Source organism: Dietzia aerolata, assembly GCF_014144865.1.
Lineage (GTDB): Bacteria > Actinomycetota > Actinomycetes > Mycobacteriales > Mycobacteriaceae > Dietzia > Dietzia aerolata.
Window position 1 is genome coordinate 1 of record NZ_JAALDM010000115.1, and the last position, 17,918, is coordinate 17,918.

A 17,918-nucleotide genomic window follows, 5' to 3' on the forward strand; every position below is an offset into this window, starting at 1 on the left:
CCAGCGCGGCGGCCGCGCCCTCACCCTCGGCCAGCTGGATCTCGCCGGCGGTCACGCCCGCGGCGCGCAGCAGACCGCGCACCTCACCGACCTGATCCTGGGTCGCCACGGTCACCACGGTTCCCACGGCGCCGGCGCGCGCGGTGCGGCCCGAGCGATGAACGTAGGCCTTGTGCTCGGCCGGGGGATCGGCGTGGACGACCAGGCCCACGTCGTCGACATGGATGCCGCGCGCGGCGATGTCGGTCGCCACGAGCACGGTCGCCTCGCCGGACGAGAACGCATCGAGGTTCCGGACGCGCGCGTTCTGCGACAGGTTGCCGTGCAGATCCACGCTGGCCACGCCGCGGCCGGTGAGCTGCTTGGCCAGCCGCTTGGCGCCGTGCTTGGTGCGGGTGAACATCACGACGCGCTCGTGGGCGCCGGCCAGATCGGCGAGGGCGCGCACGCGGTCGTCGGAAGTCACGCGCAGCACATAGTGAGAGGTCGGGCCGGGAGTGGCGGAGCCGTCATCCACGGAGTGGTCGACCGGGTCCACGAGGAAGCGGTCCACGAGCTTGGACACGCCCGCGTCGAGGGTCGCCGAGAACAGCAGCCGCTGCGCGCCGGCCGGGGTGGCCGACAGGATGCGGGTAACGCCCGGCAGGAAGCCCAGGTCAGCCATGTGGTCGGCCTCGTCCAGCACGGTGATCTCGGTCCGGTCGAGGCGGCAGTGCTTCTGGCCCATGAGGTCCTCGAGGCGGCCGGGGCAGGCCACCACGATGTCGACGCCGCGGTTGAGCGCGTCGACCTGGCGGCCCTGGCCGACGCCACCGAAGATCACGGTGGTGCGCATGCCCATGGCCTTGGCGAGCGGCTCGAGGGTCTCGTTGATCTGCCGCGCCAGCTCACGGGTCGGCGCGAGGATGAGCCCGCGCGGGGCGCCCTTGGTGCGCTTGGTCCCGGACGCGGCCAGGCGGGCCACGAGCGGGATGCAGAAGGCGTAGGTCTTGCCCGAGCCGGTGCGGCCGCGGCCCAGCACGTCGCGCCCGGCGAGCGCGTCGGGCAGCGTGGCGTCCTGGATGGGCGTGGGGGTGATGATGCTCGCGTCGGACAAGACGCTGAGCAGGGGAGATGGAACGCCGAGGTCGGCAAATGAACGTGACAAAGGAGGGTGCTCCGTAACTGATGGGGGCGTCGTGCCCGGCGCGCTCGCTAGGCGGCGCATCGAAGAAGTTCAGGCGATGCGCCCGGTGCGCGACCAACGGGAAGGTCGACTGTCCGCTCGGTCCGACGCAAGCGTGGTGCGGACCGACTGCAACCACCCTACGCCCCGCCACCGGCTGACCCCCTCCCGGTGGGGCAAGGTGTGACCGACGACTCGTCGGTGTGGAGGTTGGCGTCACCGTGGGCGCCGGACGGTGGCACGATGACTATCCGTGGGACTCGATCTGTCACGACTGCGCCGCCCGGACCTGGGTTCGGTGCTGCTCGGACGTGAAACCCAGTCCGCCCGCGTCCGCTCCCTGCGCGTGCGGGTCCTGTTGGTCCTGACGCTGCTGGCCTCGAATTTCGTGGGCGTCGCCGTGGCCACGGTGCTCATCCTGTTCGTGCTGCCGGGCCCGAGCCTGATGTCGACGCGGTTCCTGTGGTCGTTCGCGGTGGTGGTGCCGGTCTACGTGCTGCTCGCGATGGTCGTGGGACTGGTGTGGGTGCACTCGGCCGTCTACCGGCAGGTCCGCTGGTTCCTCGACGGCCGTGAACCCACCGAGCGGGAGCGGGTACAGACCCTGCGCCTGCCCGGGCGGGTCACCCTCATCCAGGGCCTGTTGTGGATCCTCGGCGCGATCGTCATCACCACCTCGCTGGGCGTGGCCGACCCGCAGACGATCCCCACGGCGGGCTTCACCATCATCTTCTCCGGCGTCGTGGTGTGCGGCGCCGCCTACCTGTTCGCCGATTTCGGACTCCGACCCATCGCCGCGGTGGCCCTGTCGTCGGGGACGGTGCCGCGGGCCCGATTCCTCGGCGCCATGACGCGCCTGCGGGTGGCGTGGGCCCTGGGCAGCGGCGTCCCGATCGCCGGTCTGCTCATCGTGGCCATGTACACCCTGGCCGGCCGGGCGCTCACGGTGGAGCGTCTCGCCGTCGTGGTCCTCGTCCTGGGCGGCACCTCCCTCCTGGCCGGATTCCTGCTGGTCTCCCTGTCCACGGGATCGATGCTCGGCCCGCTGCGCAGCGTGCAGTGGGCGATGGAGGACATCACCGAGGGAAACCTGTCGCGCCGGGTGGTGGTCTACGACGGCACCGAGCTCGGGCGCCTGCAGCGCGGCTTCAACCAGATGGCCGCGGGACTGCAGGAACGCGAGCGGCTGCGCGACCTGTTCGGCCGGCACGTGGGGCGGGACGTCGCCGAGGCCGCCGAGCTGGACGACCCCGAGTTGGGCGGCCGCGACGCGCGCGTCGGGGTGGTGTTTGTGGACATCATCGGCTCGACCGAGATGGCGGTCCGGGCCGAGGCCGCCGAGGTGGTTGAGGTGCTCAACCGGTTTTTCGCCGTGGTGGTGGAGACCGTGGAGGAGTACGACGGCATCGTCGACAGTTTCCTGGGCGATGCCGCCCTCGTGGTGTTCGGTGCACCCAGATCTATGGACGACTCGGCAACCGCTGCGTTGGCCTGCGCCAGAACACTGGCCGAGCGGCTCCCGCAGCGGGTTCCCGGCTGCCGCGCCGGCATCGGGGCGTCCTACGGGAATGTGGTGGCCGGGTACGTCGGCTCGGATGATCGATTCGAATACACCGTGATCGGCGACGCCGTCAACGAGGCCTCACGGCTGTGCGATCTCGCCAAGAACTATGACGGGCTGGTCCTCGCGTCGGGGGCGGCGGTGGCCGGCTCTACACCGGCAGAGGCGGACCGCTGGCAGTCGGCCGGATCGGAGGTCGTGCGGGGCCGCGACGAACCAACCGAACTCTGCATCCCGCGCTGAGCCGACTACCCCTGCGGCAGCGTCACGTCCTGTCCGCCGAGCTCCACCTGAAGCCCCTGGTCGACCACCTGGGCCCCCTCGATCACCATGCCGTCGGGCAGCTTCGCGACCGTCGAGTCGACCACTGTGGTGATCCCGGCGAACAGGCCATCGGGCAGCGGGAATCCGAGCAGCGCGGTCTGCTCCGGTCGCAGCGTGAGTTGGCCGTCGGTCACGCCGGGAGACACGCCGATCTCTGCGATCCCGCCGATGTCCGCGCGCAGTAGTCCGGCCGCGGGGTCGGGCCGCACGGAACGGATCTCGGCCATCCCGGCAATCGGCGAGTTCTGCGCGGCCTCGCCCTGGGAGGCGGCCGCCACGAGTTGCTGTTCGTCGAGCACCGCGGTGCCGTCGACGTGGGCGGCGTGGATCGCGCCATCGACGAGCGTCACGGTGCTCGCGGTGACGTCGAGCTGCGGCACGGTGTCCGAGCCGGGCGAGGTCAGGTGCACAGTGTCGGCGGAGCGGGTGCTCAGCAATTCCCACAGCAGCAGGCCGCCCCCGAACGAGACCGAGGCGGGCGCGTCGATCTTCGCCGACACCTCCTTCTCGGCCCGGTCCGACAGGTACCAGCGCACCCCGAACTCGGCCGCTGCGACCAGCCCCACCAGCAGTGCCACCAGAAGGATCAGGGAGCAGCCGCAGCCGCGCCGCCCTCCGCCCCGAGAATTCCGTGATCCGCGTCCCATGCCGGTATCGTGCCCGACACCCGCGCCGCGGTCCACCCCGTAGCGGCACGCGAAGCGGATCGTCGTGGCAGGGGGTGTGGCCCATCGCCGGTGCGGTTGCGGGACTGCGCCGTGGGCCCCACGCTCGGGGTATGACCGAGACACAGGAAGCAGCAGCCGAGCCCCGCACCGTCGCTTTTCTCGTCGCCGGTGAGGGGGTGGAGCGGGTCGAGTTGACCGAACCGTGGGAGGCCGTCGAGGACGCCGGTCACACCGCCGTGTTGGTGAGTATTGACGACGACAACGTCCAGCTCGTCGACCATCTGCACCCCGCCGGCACTCAGCCGGTTGACCGGACCACCGCCGAGACGTCGGCAGCGGACGTGGATGTCCTGGTGCTGCCGGGTGGGGTCGCCAACCCGGACGCGCTCCGTCAGGATCCGCATGCCGTGACCCTGGTGCGCGAGATGGTCGAGGCCGGAAAGCCGGTGCTGGCCATCTGTCATGCGCCGTGGGTGCTCATCGAGGCGGATGTGGTCCGTGGCCGGAGGGTCACGTCCTATCCGAGTCTGCGGACCGACCTGGTCAATGCCGGCGCGGAGTGGGAGGACTCCGAACTGGTCATCGACGACGGCGTCATCACCAGCCGCAACCCCGGTGACCTGCCGGTCTTCTGCGAGGCTCTCCTCGGCGCGATCCGCGGCGCCGACTGACCCGGCTGCCCCGTCGGGCCGACGCAGGAGTCGACCACACCCCTTGGTGAGGCACTTTTCACCGAGTATGGGTGTGGTCGTAGTCGGTGCTGCCATGCATGTGTCGCGCACCGCTGCCATAATCGGAAACGATTCGGCCGCGGGCGGAACTTTCAGGGCTCAATGCAGGGCACTTCATGCCGCGCGGGGACGGAGTCGGTATGCCCAGGTACAAAACTCTGGAACCCACTGCGGCGTTCTGGTCGTGGCGAGACGATGCGGCGTGCATCGGTCACGAGGATCTCTTCTTCAGTCTCGAGGAGGAGGCCAAAGGTGAGCGCCGGGAGAAAGAGGAGCGGGCCAAGCGGGTCTGCATGACCTGCCCCGTGTTGGGCAGTTGTAGAGCCTTCGCACTGGAGACCAAGGAGCTCTACGGCGTCTGGGGTGGACTCACCGAGGCCGAGCGGCACCGGATCGCGGGAAGGCACCGCACCGGCTGAGCGGGCCGGAGCGGTGTTCGCCCGTTCAGCTCGCCCGAGTCCGCTCGCGGTGTCGCCGCAGAGCGGTGACGAGCCCGGAACGGGGCCCCTCGTGATCGTCATACGTCCGGGGTTCCCCTGCGAACATCCGCTCCGACCTGGTCTCGGGCGCATCGTCCGAGGTCGCGGTGAGGAATCGGTCCGGTAGCGAGAGCTTGGCGATCGTGCGCCACGACTGCCAGTACTGCTTGTACAGCGGGCCCGTCGTGTACGGCAGGTCCCACCGTCGGCACACGTCTTGCACCTTCACCGACATCTCCGCGTACCGGTTCGAGGGCAGCGTGGGGAACAGGTGGTGCTCGATCTGGAATGACAGGTTCCCGGACATGAAGTGCGTCAGCCTGCTGCCGGTGAAGTTGGCGGAGCCGAGCATCTGACGCAGGTACCACTGGGCCTGCGTCTCGTTCTCGAGGTCGTCGAGGGTGAACTTGTCCGCGCCGTCCGGGAAGTGGCCGCAGAAGATCACCGCGTTGGACCACAGGTTGCGGATGACGTTGGCGGTGGCGTTCGCGGTCAGTGTCGTCTTCCAGTCCGAGCCGGACAGCATCGGCCACCACACGTAGTCCTTGCCCACCTGCCGGCGGGCCTTGCGGAGGAACTGGCCGATGCGGCGCTTCTGCTCGGGCCATCCCGAGGCGTTGATGGTGCCCGGGGCGATCTCCAGGTGCTGCACGCCGACACCCCACTGGAACGCGAACGCGAGCATGGTGTTCCACACGATGTTCAGCCCGTAGGCCGGGTGCCACGGCTGGTCCCGGGTCACGCGCACGACGCCGTACCCCACGTCGTCATCCATTCCGATGATGTTCGTGTACTTGTGATGGTGGTAGTTGTGGGTGGCCTTCCAGTGCTCGGAGGTGCCCACGATGTCCCACTCCCAGGTAGTCGAGTGGATCTCCGGGTCGTTCATCCAGTCCCACTGCCCGTGCATCACGTTATGCCCGAGTTCCATGTTCTCGATGATCTTGCCGGCCGCGAGTAGTCCGGTGCCCACCACCCAGGCGGGCCGATAGCTGGAGAACAGCAGCACGGCGCGACCGCCGGCCACCAGGCCACGTTGGAGCCGGATCGTATTACGGACGTAGCGACGGTCCGCTTCGCCGAGCGAGTCCATGACTTCCATCCGGATCGCGTCGAGTTCCGCGCCGATCGCGTCGACGTCCTCGGCACTGAGATGGGCATATTCCTTCACGTCGGATACCGCCATGAGTGGATCCTACGGGTGTCACAAGTTGGTGTCGACTGTGAACTGAGTCTCGCGAGTTGCGTTTGTGGCGGCTTGTCGCCGTTTATGCTCCGTTCATGGCACTGGTCGAGATCTCAGGCGTGAATAAGCACTTCGGTGACTTCCACGCCCTCAAGGACATCAATCTGTCCATCGAGCAAGGTGAGGTCGTGGTGGTGATCGGACCTTCCGGGTCCGGAAAATCAACTCTCTGCCGCACCATCAACCGCCTCGAAACCTTTGATGAAGGAAGCATCAGGATCGACGGCAAGCCGTTGCCCGAGGAGGGCAAGGAGCTGGCCCGACTCCGCGCCGAGGTGGGCATGGTGTTCCAGTCGTTCAACCTCTTCGCGCATAAGACCATTCTCGAGAACGTCACGCTGGGCCCGATCAAGGTTCGGAAGCAGAAGAAGGGCGAGGCCGAGGCGCGGGCGAGGGAACTCCTCGCGCGTGTCGGTGTCGACCACCAGGCGGACAAGTACCCGGCCCAGCTCTCCGGCGGCCAGCAGCAGCGCGTGGCGATCGCCCGCTCCCTGGCCATGGACCCCAAGGTCATGCTGTTCGACGAGCCGACCTCGGCTCTGGACCCGGAGATGATCAACGAGGTCCTGGACGTCATGACCGGGCTCGCCAAGACCGGCATGACCATGGTCGTGGTGACCCACGAGATGGGCTTCGCCCGCAAGGCCGCCGATCGCGTCGTCTTCATGGCGGACGGCGAACTGGTCGAGCAGGCCACCCCCAACGAGTTCTTCACCAACCCTCAGAGCTCGCGGGCCAAGGACTTCCTGTCCAAGATCCTCACCAACTAGACCTCCACACCACCGAGGGACCGTACGCGGACCCGTACGCGACGCATCCACCCACCCACGAGGAGACAAGATGAAATTCCGACGGATCGGTGCCGCTGCCGCGGCCGCAACCTTGGCGCTCGGCCTGGCCGCCTGTGGCGGCTCGGACGACGGCGGCGACAAGCTGAAGATCGGCATCAAGTACGACCAGCCCGGCCTCGGCCTGAAGGAAGGCAACGAGTACACGGGCTTCGACGTGAAGGTCGCCGAGTACGTGGCCGAGAAGCTGGGCACCTCCGAGGACGACATCGAGTGGGTCCAGGCCCCGAGTGCGCAGCGTGAGACGCTGCTGGAGACCGGCCAGGTCGACATGATCGTGGCGACCTACTCCATCACCGACTCCCGCAAGGAGAAGGTCAGCTTCGCCGGCCCGTACTTCATCGCCGGTCAGGACCTCCTGGTCCGGGCCGACGACGATTCCATCACCGGTCCGGACTCCCTCGACGGGAAGCGTCTCTGCTCGGTGAGCGGCTCGACGTCCGCGCAGACCGTGCAGGAAGAGGTCCCGGGCGTCAACCTGCAGGAGTTCGGCACCTACTCCGAGTGCGTCTCGGCGCTGCAGTCGGGAGCGGTCGACGCACTGACCACCGATGACACGATCCTGGCCGGCTATGCCGCCCAGCCGCAGTACGAGGGCCAGCTCAAGGTCGTCGGCAACTCGTTCACCGAGGAGCTGTACGGCATCGGCATCCAGAAGGGAGACGTCGAGAAGTGCGAGCAGATCAACGAGGCGATCACCGAGATGATCGACAGCGGTGACTGGCAGACCGCGTTCGACGAGACCCTCGGCACCGCCGACTTCGTCCCCGGTCCGGGTAACCCGCCGGAGCCGGAGCCCTGCTCCTGACCTGATCCGGTAGTCCCCGTCTCCACGGTCCGGGCCGTCGACCCATGGCCCTCGGCCCGGACCGTGGAGACGGAGATGCTCCTTAAGGAAGGCTGACCATGGGCGATATGTTCGTCAACTATGACGTCCTCGGGGCCGTCTGGGTCACGATCCAGTTGTCAGTGCTCGGCATCATCGGTGCGCTCATCCTGGGGACGATCGTCGCGATCCTGCGTGTCTCCCCGGTGGCGGCCCTGCGCGGTATCGGCACCTCGTACGTCAACACGTTCCGAAACACGCCGCTGACCCTGCTGATGGTCTTCAGCATCCTGGGATTGTCATTCATCATGGGGCTCTCGGTGTCGAAGGACTTCGCCCGGAATGCCTTCTGGTGGGCCGTGATCATGTTGGCCGTCTATCACGCCGCATACATCTGTGAGGCCATTCGATCGGGCATCAACACGGTGCCGGTCGGCCAGGCGGAGGCGGCCAGGTCGATCGGACTCGGCTTCGGGCAGTCCCTGCGCGAGGTGATCCTGCCGCAGGCCTTCCGCGGCGCCATCGCCCCACTTGGATCGGTGATCATCGCGCTCATCAAGAACTCGACGGTGGCGGCCGTGATCGGCGTCGGCGACTCCGCCGGCCTGATGCAGGTCATCACCGAGAACGAAGGCGCGAGCCTGCCGATGTTCTTCTTCTTCGCCATGGTCTTCGTGGTCCTCACCCTGCCGATCGGGCTGGGCACAACGTCCCTGTCACGGAAGCTGGCGGTGAAGCGATGAGCACTCAAGCCGTACTGTTCGACGCCCCCGGCCCCAAGGCCCGGGTACGCCACCGGATCCTCACCGTGGTCGGCATCCTCATCGCGATCGCGATCGCGTACGTCGTCATCCAGAAGTTCAACGAGGCCGGTCAGCTCAAGGCGTTCATGTGGGAGCCGTTCGTCACCGATCCGGCGGTGTGGACGAACTACCTGATCCCCGGTTTGAAGGGCACGTTCACCGCCGCGGGGATTTCGATCGTCCTCGCCGTGATCTTCGGACTGCTCTTCGGTATGGGGCGTCTGTCGACGATCGGCCCGGTTCGCTGGTTCTGCAGCGTGATCGTCGAATTCTTCCGCGCCGTCCCGGTGCTGCTGATGATGGTGTTCGCCTACTTCGGCTACTTCGCGACCTCGAACCTGGTGCCCAACGTTCATGCCCCGCTCGCTGCGGTGGTCACCGCGCTCACGCTCTACAACGGCGCGGTGATCGCGGAACTCGTGCGTTCCGGTGTGCACGGACTGCCGAAGGGCCAGGCCGAGGCCGGACTGTCGGTCGGGCTCTCCCCGGGGCAGGTGCTGCGCTCGATCCAGCTTCCCCAGGCGCTCACCGCGATGCTGCCCGCGCTGGTCGGCCAGCTGGTCGTGGTGCTCAAGGACTCCGCCCTCGGCTACGGCATCACGTACCTGGAGCTGCTGACCTGGTCCAAGACCCTCGGGTCGGCGTACGCCAACACCGTGCCCGCCTACATCGTCGCCGGCATCCTGTTCGTCATCATCAACTACACGCTCACCAAGCTCGCGGTGTACCTCGAGGGCAGGCTCAAGAAGCGTCGCGCCAAGAAGTAGCGCGCCGACCTCGCGAGGGCACGGCCCCACCGAAAGGCCCAGCCCCACCCGGGTCCCGTACATAGAGAAGTGCCCCACCGGAAACCCTTCCGGTGGGGCACTTCCCTGTGCGCTCGGGGCGCGGCGCTCGCCGCGCGAGCGCTCAGGCGTTGACCTGGGTCAGATCACTTGGGCGGCATGATGATGCCGCCGTCGACGCGGACGGTCTGCGCGTTCACGTACGGGTTGGACAGCAGCTGCATGACCATGGAGGCGAGCTCGTCGCCGGTGCCGAGACGCTTGGGGAACAGGACGTTCTCGCCGAGCTTGGCCTTGAACGCCTCGGACTCCGGGCCCTCGCCGTAGATCGGGGTGTCGATCAGGCCGGGGGCGACGGTGTTGACGCGGATGCCGGCGGCCGACAGGTCGCGGGCAATCGGCAGGGTCATGCCGACGATGCCGCCCTTGGAGGCGGAATAGGCGGCCTGGCCGATCTGGCCCTCGAACGCGGCGACGGAGGCCATGTTGACGATGGCGCCCTTCTGGCCGTCGGCGTCGGGCTCGTTGACGCTCATCTTGGTGGCGGCCAGTCGCAGCATGTCGAAGGAGCCGATGAGGTTGATGTCGACGACCTTGCGGAACGCGTTGATGTCGAACGCGGACGTGAACTCACCGTCGCGGCCGATGGTGCGCTGCGCCCAGCCGATGCCGGCGGAGTTGACGAGGTAGCGCAGCGGGCCCAGCTCGAGGGCGGCGGCGACGGCGGCCTCGTTCTGCTCGGTCTTGGTCACGTCGACGGCCACGAACACGCCGCCGACTTCCTTGGCCAGGGCCTCGCCCTTGTCGGCGTTCATGTCGGCGATGACGACCTTGGCGCCCTCGGCGGCGAGCTGACGGACGACGGCTGCACCGATGCCGGAGGCACCACCCGTGACGATCGCACTTGCTCCAGAAATATCCATGCGATAACGGTAACAAGCGAACCCGCGCGGGACGGCGTCTACCTGTGTTTTACGCCGTCACAAAACCACCGTGCGCAGCCCGCCGCCGCGCCCAGCCCGCAGCCCTCAGCCAGCCGCCGCCCAAGCCCTCAGCCCTGCGCGGGCACGTTGACGTCCCAGCGGATGCCAAACTTGTCCTTCACCTGTCCGTACAGCTCGCCCCACGGCGCCATCTCGAACGGCATGCCCTCGGAACCGCCGCCGTCCAGGACCTTGGCGATGAACCCGCGCGCCTCGTCCTCGGCGTCGAAGGTGAGCAGGAACGAGTAGACGTCGCTGTCGAGGACGGGGAGGTTGTCGCCCATGCCGTCGCCGCCGGCGAGGCTGAAGGTCGGTGAGGTCATGGTTCCGTGCGCGACGGCGCCGGGCGGCGGGGTGAACGGGAAGCCCTCCATCGACGGCATGTCGTCGTAGGTCTGGATGTCGAGCTCGCCGCCGAACAGTTCGGCGTAGTAGGGAAGAACCTCGGAGGCGTTGCCGGGGAAGGAGATGTAGGGGGTGCTGGTGGCGGACACGGGTAATCCTCTCGCCGGGGTGGTGGGTCGACGCCGGTGGCGCCGCACGGGTCTGACGTTAGTGGTCGTCACCGCCCGCACAAAGGGTTCCGGCCTGTGAGAAGCCATCGAGTTTCTTACGACGACGACGTCATCCCGCCGCCATCATCGAATGCTCCCCGCCGGGCGAACGGTCAGGGCGTATCGCTCTTCGGTATGCCATCGTGCCCACCGACCGTCTCGCCTGCTGCTTCCCGACCGGACAGCGCGAGGAGCCGGGTCCGTGCGTCGGCGCCCAGGGGCACGGGAAGCGCCTCGCCCAGGACGTCGAAGGTCCGCATGAGTTCCACGATGTCGCGTGCGTGCTCGTTCAGCCACGCGGCGAGCTCGGCAGCCTCGGGCGCCTCCCAGGTCTCGGGAGCGAGGTCGTGTGCGTGCACGACCAGCTCGAACACGCGCAGCGCGAGCAGGTCGCGGACGGGGATCTCCGCCAACCGGTGGGGCACCATCGCGTCGGCGTCGGGGGCCTTGGCGAGCCGTTTGCGCAATCCGGCGGAGGTGCGGTGCAGTGCGGGGACGGGCTTGTCGCCGGCGTGGTCGGCGGTGCGGGTCCAGCCGATCTCCGACTCAGGCTCGTTCGTGAAGTAGGCGGCGTAGCGCAGCCCGCCGCCGAGAACGTGGTTGGCGCAGTCCCGGCGGCTCCACCCGGGGCAGGCGGCGCAGTCGCCGTCGAGGCCGGTGACCAGGGCGCGGCCGAAAAGCGTGGTGGCCGAGTCGAGTACGTCGAGGTGTTCGCGGGGGACGGGTGTGGACCTCATGGGCTACCTCCGGAATGTCTGACCACCACAGTAGGTTTATCTCCATGGCGCCCATACCCGCGCGCCCGGATTCGTATCGATTCGTTGCATCGATGCGGATTCCGCCCGATGCCGAGTTCTTCTGATGCCTTAGAAAGGACCCTCCACAGTCATGAGTTCGCAGACCTCCGGTGCCGCCGAGACCAGGGAGTTCCAGGCGGAGACCCGACAGCTGCTGGATCTGATGATCCACTCGATCTACTCCAACCCGGACACGTTCCTGCGTGAGGTCATCTCCAACTCCTCGGACGCCCTGGACAAGCTGCGGCTCGCCGCCCTCCAGGACTCGTCCCTCGGGGTGGACACCTCGGACCTGCACATTCAGCTGGACGCGGATGAGCAGGCCCGCACGCTGACCATCCGGGACAACGGCATCGGCATGTCCCGCGACGAGGTCGTGGATCTCATCGGCACGCTCGCCAAGTCCGGCACCGGCCAGATGCGCGAGGCGCTGGCGGCGGCCCGGTCGGCGCAGGAGGCCGGGGAGATTTCGGAGCAGGCGACGGCCGATCTGATCGGTCAGTTCGGCATCGGCTTCTACTCGACGTTCATGGTCGCGGACACCGTCTCGCTCGTCACGCGCAAGGCCGGGGAGCCCGTGGGCACGCGCTGGACCTCCTCCGGTGAGGACACGTACACGATCGAGGAGGCGGCCGACGCGCCCCAGGGCACCTCGGTGATCCTGCACCTCAAGCCGTCCGGCGGGGATGCGGCGCTGCCGGACTACGCGGACGAGAACACGCTGCGCCGGGTCGTGCGCACCTACTCGGACTTCATCGCGTGGCCCATCCGCATGGAGGTCGAGCGCCCCGCCCCGGAGCCTGAGGGGGATGACGATGAGGCGGGCGATCCCGCGGCCGAGAACACCATCACCGAGACGGTCACCCTGAACTCGCAGAAGGCGCTGTGGACCCGGCCCAAGTCAGAGGTCTCCGAGGAGGAGTACTCCGAGTTCTACCGGCACATCTCCCACGCGTGGGATGAGCCGCTCGAGACGATCACCCTCAAGGCAGAGGGAACCTTCGAGTACCAGGCCCTGCTGTTCCTGCCCACGCAGGCGCCGTTCGACCTGTTCTCGCAGGACGCCAAGCGCGGAGTGCAGCTCTACGTCCGTCGAGTGTTCATCATGGACGACTGCGAGGAGCTGGTCCCGCCGTTCCTACGCTTCGTCAAGGGCATCGTCGACGCGCAGGACCTGTCGCTGAACGTCTCCCGAGAGATCCTGCAGCAGGACCGCCAGATCCGGTCGATCCGCAAGCGCCTGGTCAAGCGGGTGCTGCAGACGATCGAGCAGCTCCGAAACGATCGTCCCGAGGAGTTCCGGGGCTTCTGGACCACCTTCGGTGCGGTTCTCAAGGAGGGCCTGATCGCTGACGTGGAGTCGCGCGACCAGTTGCTCGCGGTCAGCACGTTCGCCTCGACCCGGCCCGCCGATGCCACCTCCACCGACTCCGCCGACTCCGTTGACAGTGCCGACGCGGATGCCGACACCGCGGACTTCGGCACCACCATCGCCGAGTACGTCGAGCGGATGGTCGAAGGGCAGGAAGAGATTTACTACCTGACGGGCACGTCCCGTGCGGCGGTGGAGAACTCCCCGCACCTGGAGGCGTTCCGCGCCCGCGGTGTCGAGGTGCTGATTCTCACCGATCCTGTCGACGAGGTGTGGGTCGACGCGGTCGGCGAGGTCGACGGCAAGCGCCTGCGTTCCGTGGCCAAGGGCGATGTGGACCTGTCGGGCATCGGCTCGGACGCCCAGGACCCCGCCGACGAGCCGGATGCCGCCGAGTTCGCGGATCTGCTCACCTGGCTCGGCGAGGAGCTGGAGGACCAGGTCAAGCAGGTGCGGCTGTCGCACCGGCTCACCGAGTCGGCGGCCTGCATGGTCGGTGACGAGTTCGATATGACCCCGCAGCTGGAAGCCATGTACCGAGCCTCGGGGATGGAGCTGCCGGCGAGCAAGCGCATCCTGGAGCTCAACCCGTCGCACCCGCTGGTCGAGCGACTGCGCGGACAGCACGCGACGGACCCGTCGGCGGCGGAGCTGAAGGACACGGCCCGGCTCATCGCCGGCGCGGCGGTCCTCGCGGAAGGTGGCAAGCTCACCGATCCGGCGGCCTTCGCCAAGCTGCTCGTCGACCGCATCTGACGGACGCCGCCGGGCCGCCCGGGCACGCGCCGCTTCGACACCCTCCGACCTGCGCAGTCGGATCCTGACTCAGCTCAGGATCTGCTGCGCCAGGCGGAGGGTGTCGGCGTCGAACAGCACGAGCGTTGCGGTCTCGACCGTGGTGGACGTGCCTCCGATGGTGTCGAGTGCGATACGGGCCGCGTCCTCAAGAGGCCACCCGTACGCACCGGCGGAGATGAGCGGAAACGCCACGGTCCGCGCCCCGAGAGAGTCGGCCACGGCCAGGCTGCTGCGGTAGCACTCGGCCAGGAGGTCGCCGCCCTGCCGGCCATACACCGGTCCGACGGTGTGGATCACCCAGCGGGCCGGAAGGTCACCGCCGCCCGTCGCCACGGCCTGGCCGGTGGGTAGGCCATCCGGGAACTGATCGGCACGCAGGGCGCGGCACTCGCGCAGGATCGCCGGGCCGCCGGCGCGGTGGATCGCGCCGTCGACCCCGCCGCCACCCAGGAGTGAACTCTTGGCTGCATTGACTACCGCGTCGACCTCGACGTGGGTGATGTCGCCAGCGGCGAGCTCGAGCCGGGGCGGTCGAGATGCGGTCATCACTCGTCGTGAAGGCGGTCGAAGCGGTCAACGAGCCACATGATCGTGGCGACCTCGCCCACCCAGGCCAAGCTCACGCACCACCCGGCCAGGATGTCGGAAGGGAAATGCACGCCGAGGTAGACGCGGGTGACGCCGATCGTGGGGACGTACACCGCAGAGCCGGCCAGCACGGGAACGCGCCAGGGCGTACGCCAGGTCAGCACACACGCGCACCCGGCGAGGGCGGCGCTGGCCATGGCGTGGCCGCTCGGGAACGAGTAACTCTTCTCCTGCACGATGTGGGGGAAGAAGGTCGGTCGGGCGCGGCGGAACATCACCTTCAGGACCGAGTTGATGATCGTCGAGCCGACAAGTGAGACCGTCAGCAGCGTGGCCGGTCGTCGACTGCCGTGAACAGTGGCCATGTACCCGGCCGCGGCCAGCGCCACCACCGGCACCGCCGTGACCCCGCCGAGCTCGGTGACCGCCCGCACGATCCGCGTCCTGCGTGGCGAGTGGCGTCGCTTCATCCACAACATGACCGGGCGGTCGAACGGGAGCTTCGCCTCGCCGTGGATGCGCTCGGCCAGTTCGACGAATCCGATCACCGGGGTCGCAAACCCCATAAAGGCGAGACCGAACAAGCGCCACGTCCCGCGGGGGAGCGGCACCTCCTGGCGGTCGGTGATGCTGCCGAGGACATCACGGGCAGGGGACACTATCCGGCTGGGTCCGTGGGTCGTCGAAGGCGACATAGCCACAGACTAGGCACTCGATGCGGTGATGAATGGCGGATCGATCCGGATGGGGCCACTGCGTGGTTATTGTGGGCGTGGCAGACCGAGATTTCCGGAGCCGAGATGTGGAGGGCGCATGAGCCAGACGCGTGTGGAAGAGGACCTGCTCGGAACCCGGGAGGTGCCGGCGGACGCCTATTACGGTGTGCACACGGTCCGGGCCGTGGAGAACTTTCCAATAGATTCCAAGTCGATCAGCGACATCCCCGACTTCGTGCGCGGGATGGTCATGGTCAAAAAGGCCGCGGCGCTGGCGAACCTCGAGATGGGCGTCCTGGACAAGACGGTCGCGGACGCGATCGTGGGGGCCTGCGACGAGATCCTCGAAGACGGCCGATGCATGGACCAGTTCCCGTCGTGCGTGTACCAGGGTGGCGCCGGTACCTCGGTGAACATGAACGCCAACGAGGTGGTGGCCAACCTCGCGCTCGAGCGGCTCGGCCACCCCAAGGGCTCCTACGACATCGTCAGCCCGAATGATGACGTCAATCGGTCGCAGTCCACCAACGACGCCTACCCGACCGGGTTCCGGATTGCGCTGTGGCACGCGCTCGAGCGGCTCGAGCCGGCGATCGTCGCACTGCGGGAGGCCTGCTACGACAAGTCTGAGGAATTCCGTGAGGTCCTCAAGATGGGCCGCACCCAGCTCCAGGACGCGGTGCCGATGTCGCTGGGGCAGGAGTTCGGCGGATTCGCCGTCACTCTCGACGAGGAACTGCACGTGCTCGGCTCCGCCGCGCGGATGCTGCTGGCCGTCAACCTCGGTGCCACCGCGATCGGCACCGGCGTCAACACCCCGCCCGACTACCGGCGGTCGGTCATCAGCAACCTGAGGGAAGTCACGGGGCTGCCGGTCTCCGGGGCGATGAACCTCATCGAGGCCACCAGCGACACCGGCGACTACGTCAATGTCCATGCCGCCCTCAAGCGGACCGCGGCGAAGCTGTCCAAGATCTGCAACGACCTGCGACTGCTGTCCTCGGGCCCCCGCGCGGGACTCAACGAGATCAACCTCCCGGAGCTGCAGGCCGGGTCGTCGATCATGCCCGCCAAGGTCAACCCGGTCATCCCCGAGGTCGTCAACCAGGTCTGCTTTAAGGTGATCGGCAACGACGTCACCGTCACCATGGCCGCCGAGGCCGGCCAGCTGCAGCTCAACGTGATGGAGCCGGTGATCGCCCAGGCGATGTTCGAGTCCATCTCCCTGCTGACCTCGGCCATGGAGACCCTCACCGACAAGTGCGTGCGGGGCATCACAGCGAATGTCGAGGTCGCCCGCCGCAATGTGATGGACTCGATCGGCATCGTCACCTACCTCAACCCGGTGATCGGTCACCACAACGGCGACCTGGTCGGCCGTGAGTGCGCGCGCTCCGGCCGGGGCGTACGCGAGGTCGTCCTGGAAATGGGACTGCTTTCTGAGGAGGAGGTCGACGACATCCTGTCGCCGTCAAACCTGTTGCGCCCCCAGTACAAGGGCCGGACCGTCAATGCAGACGGCGAGCAGGAGCCAGCCGGACCGACGGGATAACGCCCCAACTGGTCACTTGACCAGTTACCTTCATCACATGGTTTCTCTCACATCGCAGGTAGTCGCGGGTCGCGAGATCACGTTCCCCGTGCCCGTCGTGTCCGCGTCGATCTCCGGCGCGGCCTTCCTCGGGCGCGCGGCTGTCGCCCGTCGACTCATCGCCGGTGGCGCCCAGTCGGCAGTACTCGATACCGCGGGCGCCGAGGTCGTGTCGCTGCCCGGCGGGCGCACCCCGGTGGTCGTGATCCACGTCCGCTACCACGACGTCCCGGGCAACGTGCTCGGCGCGTACCACGAGGTCGGACTGGCGTTCCAGGTCAAGGTGCCGGGCGTGGGCACTCGGGTTCACATCCACGAGCTGCCGGTCGACCAGGACTTCACGCTGGCCGCGGGCAACGAGTTGTGGGGCTTTCCCAAGTGGAAGGGCGACATGGTGGGCACCGCCGGCGGCGCGCTCGACGATGCCCGCCTCGGAGCGGTGGGCTCCGGCGGTACCGCCGGTATCGACATCCGGCTCGACACCCGCCGCGGGATCCCGTTGCCGGGCAAGCACTCGCTCGGCATGAACTGCATCCAGGTGCTGAACGGAGAGCCGGTGCTGGTCGGAGCCAAGGCCACGGTGTCCGGCGGTCGCATCCGCCCGGCCGGTGGAGCGAAGATCACGCTCGCGTCCGGGGTCGACGACGGCGACGCCAACGTGGCCCGCACCGCAGAGGCCGTCCGCGAGCTCGGACTCGACCGGGCCCGGGCGCTGGCCAGCTTCTCGTTCGAGAATTTCACCGCCCAGTTCCCCGCGCCGGCTCCGGTCCGCTGAGTGCCGCAGCCGCACGTGCCGCAGCCGCAATCGGCGGCTCGCTGATCAGCTGGTGCTGAGTAGCGCGATCGCTTCCTGCGCCGCGGACTCGGCGGCGGCTCGATCGGCCGGTACCAGCCCGACCCGACTGCGCCGGTCGAGCACGTCGTCGACGGTCAGCGCACCTTCGTGGGTGACTGCGTAGGAAAATTCCGCGCGAGTCACGTCGAGCCCCGGCGCCACCGGATCGAGGGGGCGCTCAAGCCGGCTCACGGCCACCACGGTGGCAGCCTCCTGCCCGTATCGCTCCACCAGCGATGCGGGCAGCG

19 protein-coding genes are annotated in these 17,918 nt (G+C 68.0%); 10 read left to right on the plus strand and 9 right to left on the minus strand.

All coding sequences use genetic code 11. The annotated features are described in order from the left end of the window. Positions 1–1,207: DEAD/DEAH box helicase (locus tag G6016_RS07515; RefSeq protein ID WP_182632048.1), on the minus strand; the 1,207-nt coding region annotated here is incomplete at its 3' end. 211 nt (positions 1,208–1,418) lie between these two features. Between G6016_RS07515 and G6016_RS07520 the strand changes: the two genes are divergently transcribed. Continuing rightward, a complete protein-coding gene (locus G6016_RS07520) occupies positions 1,419–2,969 on the plus strand; it encodes an adenylate/guanylate cyclase domain-containing protein (RefSeq protein WP_182632049.1) in 1,551 nt (516 codons plus the stop codon). A gap of 5 nt (positions 2,970–2,974) precedes the next feature. On the opposite strand, the gene G6016_RS07525 is transcribed toward G6016_RS07520, so the two are convergent. After that, the gene (locus G6016_RS07525) at positions 2,975–3,697 is read right to left on the minus strand and encodes an LmeA family phospholipid-binding protein (RefSeq protein ID WP_182632050.1); all 723 of its coding nucleotides are present in this window, start codon (positions 3,695–3,697) and stop codon (positions 2,975–2,977) included. 131 nt (positions 3,698–3,828) lie between these two features. Here G6016_RS07525 and G6016_RS07530 point away from each other — a divergent pair, with 131 nt between their 5' ends. Next, entirely contained in the window at positions 3,829–4,389 is a 561-nt protein-coding gene (locus tag G6016_RS07530; protein WP_182632051.1) for a type 1 glutamine amidotransferase domain-containing protein, read from the plus strand. A gap of 200 nt (positions 4,390–4,589) precedes the next feature. Beyond that, on the plus strand, positions 4,590–4,868 hold the full coding sequence (locus G6016_RS07535; protein WP_182632052.1) for a WhiB family transcriptional regulator: 279 nt from the start codon (positions 4,590–4,592) through the stop codon (positions 4,866–4,868). 25 nt (positions 4,869–4,893) lie between these two features. Here the strand turns inward: G6016_RS07535 and G6016_RS07540 are convergent, their stop codons facing one another. Then, positions 4,894–6,114, minus strand: coding sequence for a fatty acid desaturase family protein (locus G6016_RS07540; RefSeq protein WP_182632053.1), 1,221 nt, complete (start codon positions 6,112–6,114; stop codon positions 4,894–4,896). 95 nt (positions 6,115–6,209) lie between these two features. Here G6016_RS07540 and G6016_RS07545 point away from each other — a divergent pair, with 95 nt between their 5' ends. From G6016_RS07545 to G6016_RS07560, 4 genes are all read left to right on the plus strand, one after another. Continuing rightward, positions 6,210–6,944, plus strand: coding sequence for an amino acid ABC transporter ATP-binding protein (locus G6016_RS07545; protein WP_380023680.1), 735 nt, complete (start codon positions 6,210–6,212; stop codon positions 6,942–6,944). Between the two features lie 70 nt (positions 6,945–7,014). Continuing rightward, positions 7,015–7,830, plus strand: a complete 816-nt coding sequence (locus G6016_RS07550; protein ID WP_182632054.1) for a glutamate ABC transporter substrate-binding protein — start codon at positions 7,015–7,017, stop codon at positions 7,828–7,830. Between the two features lie 98 nt (positions 7,831–7,928). Beyond that, positions 7,929–8,591 (plus strand): amino acid ABC transporter permease, encoded by a 663-nt coding sequence (locus tag G6016_RS07555; protein WP_182632055.1) that lies wholly within the window; start codon positions 7,929–7,931, stop codon positions 8,589–8,591. Then, complete coding sequence (locus tag G6016_RS07560) at positions 8,588–9,418, plus strand: amino acid ABC transporter permease (protein ID WP_182632056.1); 831 nt, start codon at positions 8,588–8,590, stop codon at positions 9,416–9,418. Before G6016_RS07555 ends, G6016_RS07560 begins: the two co-directional genes overlap by 4 nt. A gap of 164 nt (positions 9,419–9,582) precedes the next feature. Here the strand turns inward: G6016_RS07560 and G6016_RS07565 are convergent, their stop codons facing one another. The 3 genes from G6016_RS07565 to G6016_RS07575 all read right to left on the minus strand — a co-directional run bounded on the left by G6016_RS07565 (position 9,583) and on the right by G6016_RS07575 (position 11,710). Further along, positions 9,583–10,359, minus strand: a complete 777-nt coding sequence (locus tag G6016_RS07565; RefSeq protein WP_182632057.1) for an SDR family NAD(P)-dependent oxidoreductase — start codon at positions 10,357–10,359, stop codon at positions 9,583–9,585. Between the two features lie 128 nt (positions 10,360–10,487). Continuing rightward, positions 10,488–10,913 (minus strand): VOC family protein, encoded by a 426-nt coding sequence (locus tag G6016_RS07570; RefSeq protein WP_182632058.1) that lies wholly within the window; start codon positions 10,911–10,913, stop codon positions 10,488–10,490. 173 nt (positions 10,914–11,086) lie between these two features. Beyond that, the gene (locus tag G6016_RS07575; protein WP_182632059.1) at positions 11,087–11,710 is read right to left on the minus strand and encodes a maleylpyruvate isomerase N-terminal domain-containing protein; all 624 of its coding nucleotides are present in this window, start codon (positions 11,708–11,710) and stop codon (positions 11,087–11,089) included. Between the two features lie 151 nt (positions 11,711–11,861). Between G6016_RS07575 and htpG the strand changes: the two genes are divergently transcribed. Then, positions 11,862–13,898, plus strand: a complete 2,037-nt coding sequence (htpG, locus tag G6016_RS07580; protein ID WP_182632060.1) for a molecular chaperone HtpG — start codon at positions 11,862–11,864, stop codon at positions 13,896–13,898. A gap of 69 nt (positions 13,899–13,967) precedes the next feature. On the opposite strand, the gene G6016_RS07585 is transcribed toward htpG, so the two are convergent. Together G6016_RS07585 and G6016_RS07590 are read right to left on the minus strand one after the other, a co-directional pair. Then, positions 13,968–14,486 carry an O-acetyl-ADP-ribose deacetylase gene (locus tag G6016_RS07585; protein WP_182632061.1) on the minus strand — a complete coding sequence of 173 codons (519 nt, stop codon included), beginning with the start codon at positions 14,484–14,486 and terminating at the stop codon, positions 13,968–13,970. After that, positions 14,486–15,223 carry a phosphatase PAP2 family protein gene (locus G6016_RS07590; RefSeq protein ID WP_182632062.1) on the minus strand — a complete coding sequence of 246 codons (738 nt, stop codon included), beginning with the start codon at positions 15,221–15,223 and terminating at the stop codon, positions 14,486–14,488. Before G6016_RS07590 ends, G6016_RS07585 begins: the two co-directional genes overlap by 1 nt. A gap of 118 nt (positions 15,224–15,341) precedes the next feature. Between G6016_RS07590 and aspA the strand changes: the two genes are divergently transcribed. Together aspA and G6016_RS07600 are read left to right on the plus strand one after the other, a co-directional pair. After that, complete coding sequence (aspA, locus tag G6016_RS07595; protein ID WP_182632063.1) at positions 15,342–16,796, plus strand: aspartate ammonia-lyase; 1,455 nt, start codon at positions 15,342–15,344, stop codon at positions 16,794–16,796. A 37-nt stretch (positions 16,797–16,833) separates the two neighbouring features. After that, positions 16,834–17,610: an acetoacetate decarboxylase family protein gene (locus tag G6016_RS07600; RefSeq protein WP_182632064.1), complete on the plus strand. Its 777-nt coding sequence runs from the start codon at positions 16,834–16,836 to the stop codon at positions 17,608–17,610. A gap of 45 nt (positions 17,611–17,655) precedes the next feature. Here the strand turns inward: G6016_RS07600 and G6016_RS07605 are convergent. Then, positions 17,656–17,918: glycerol-3-phosphate dehydrogenase C-terminal domain-containing protein (locus G6016_RS07605; protein WP_277815124.1), on the minus strand; the 263-nt coding region annotated here is incomplete at its 5' end.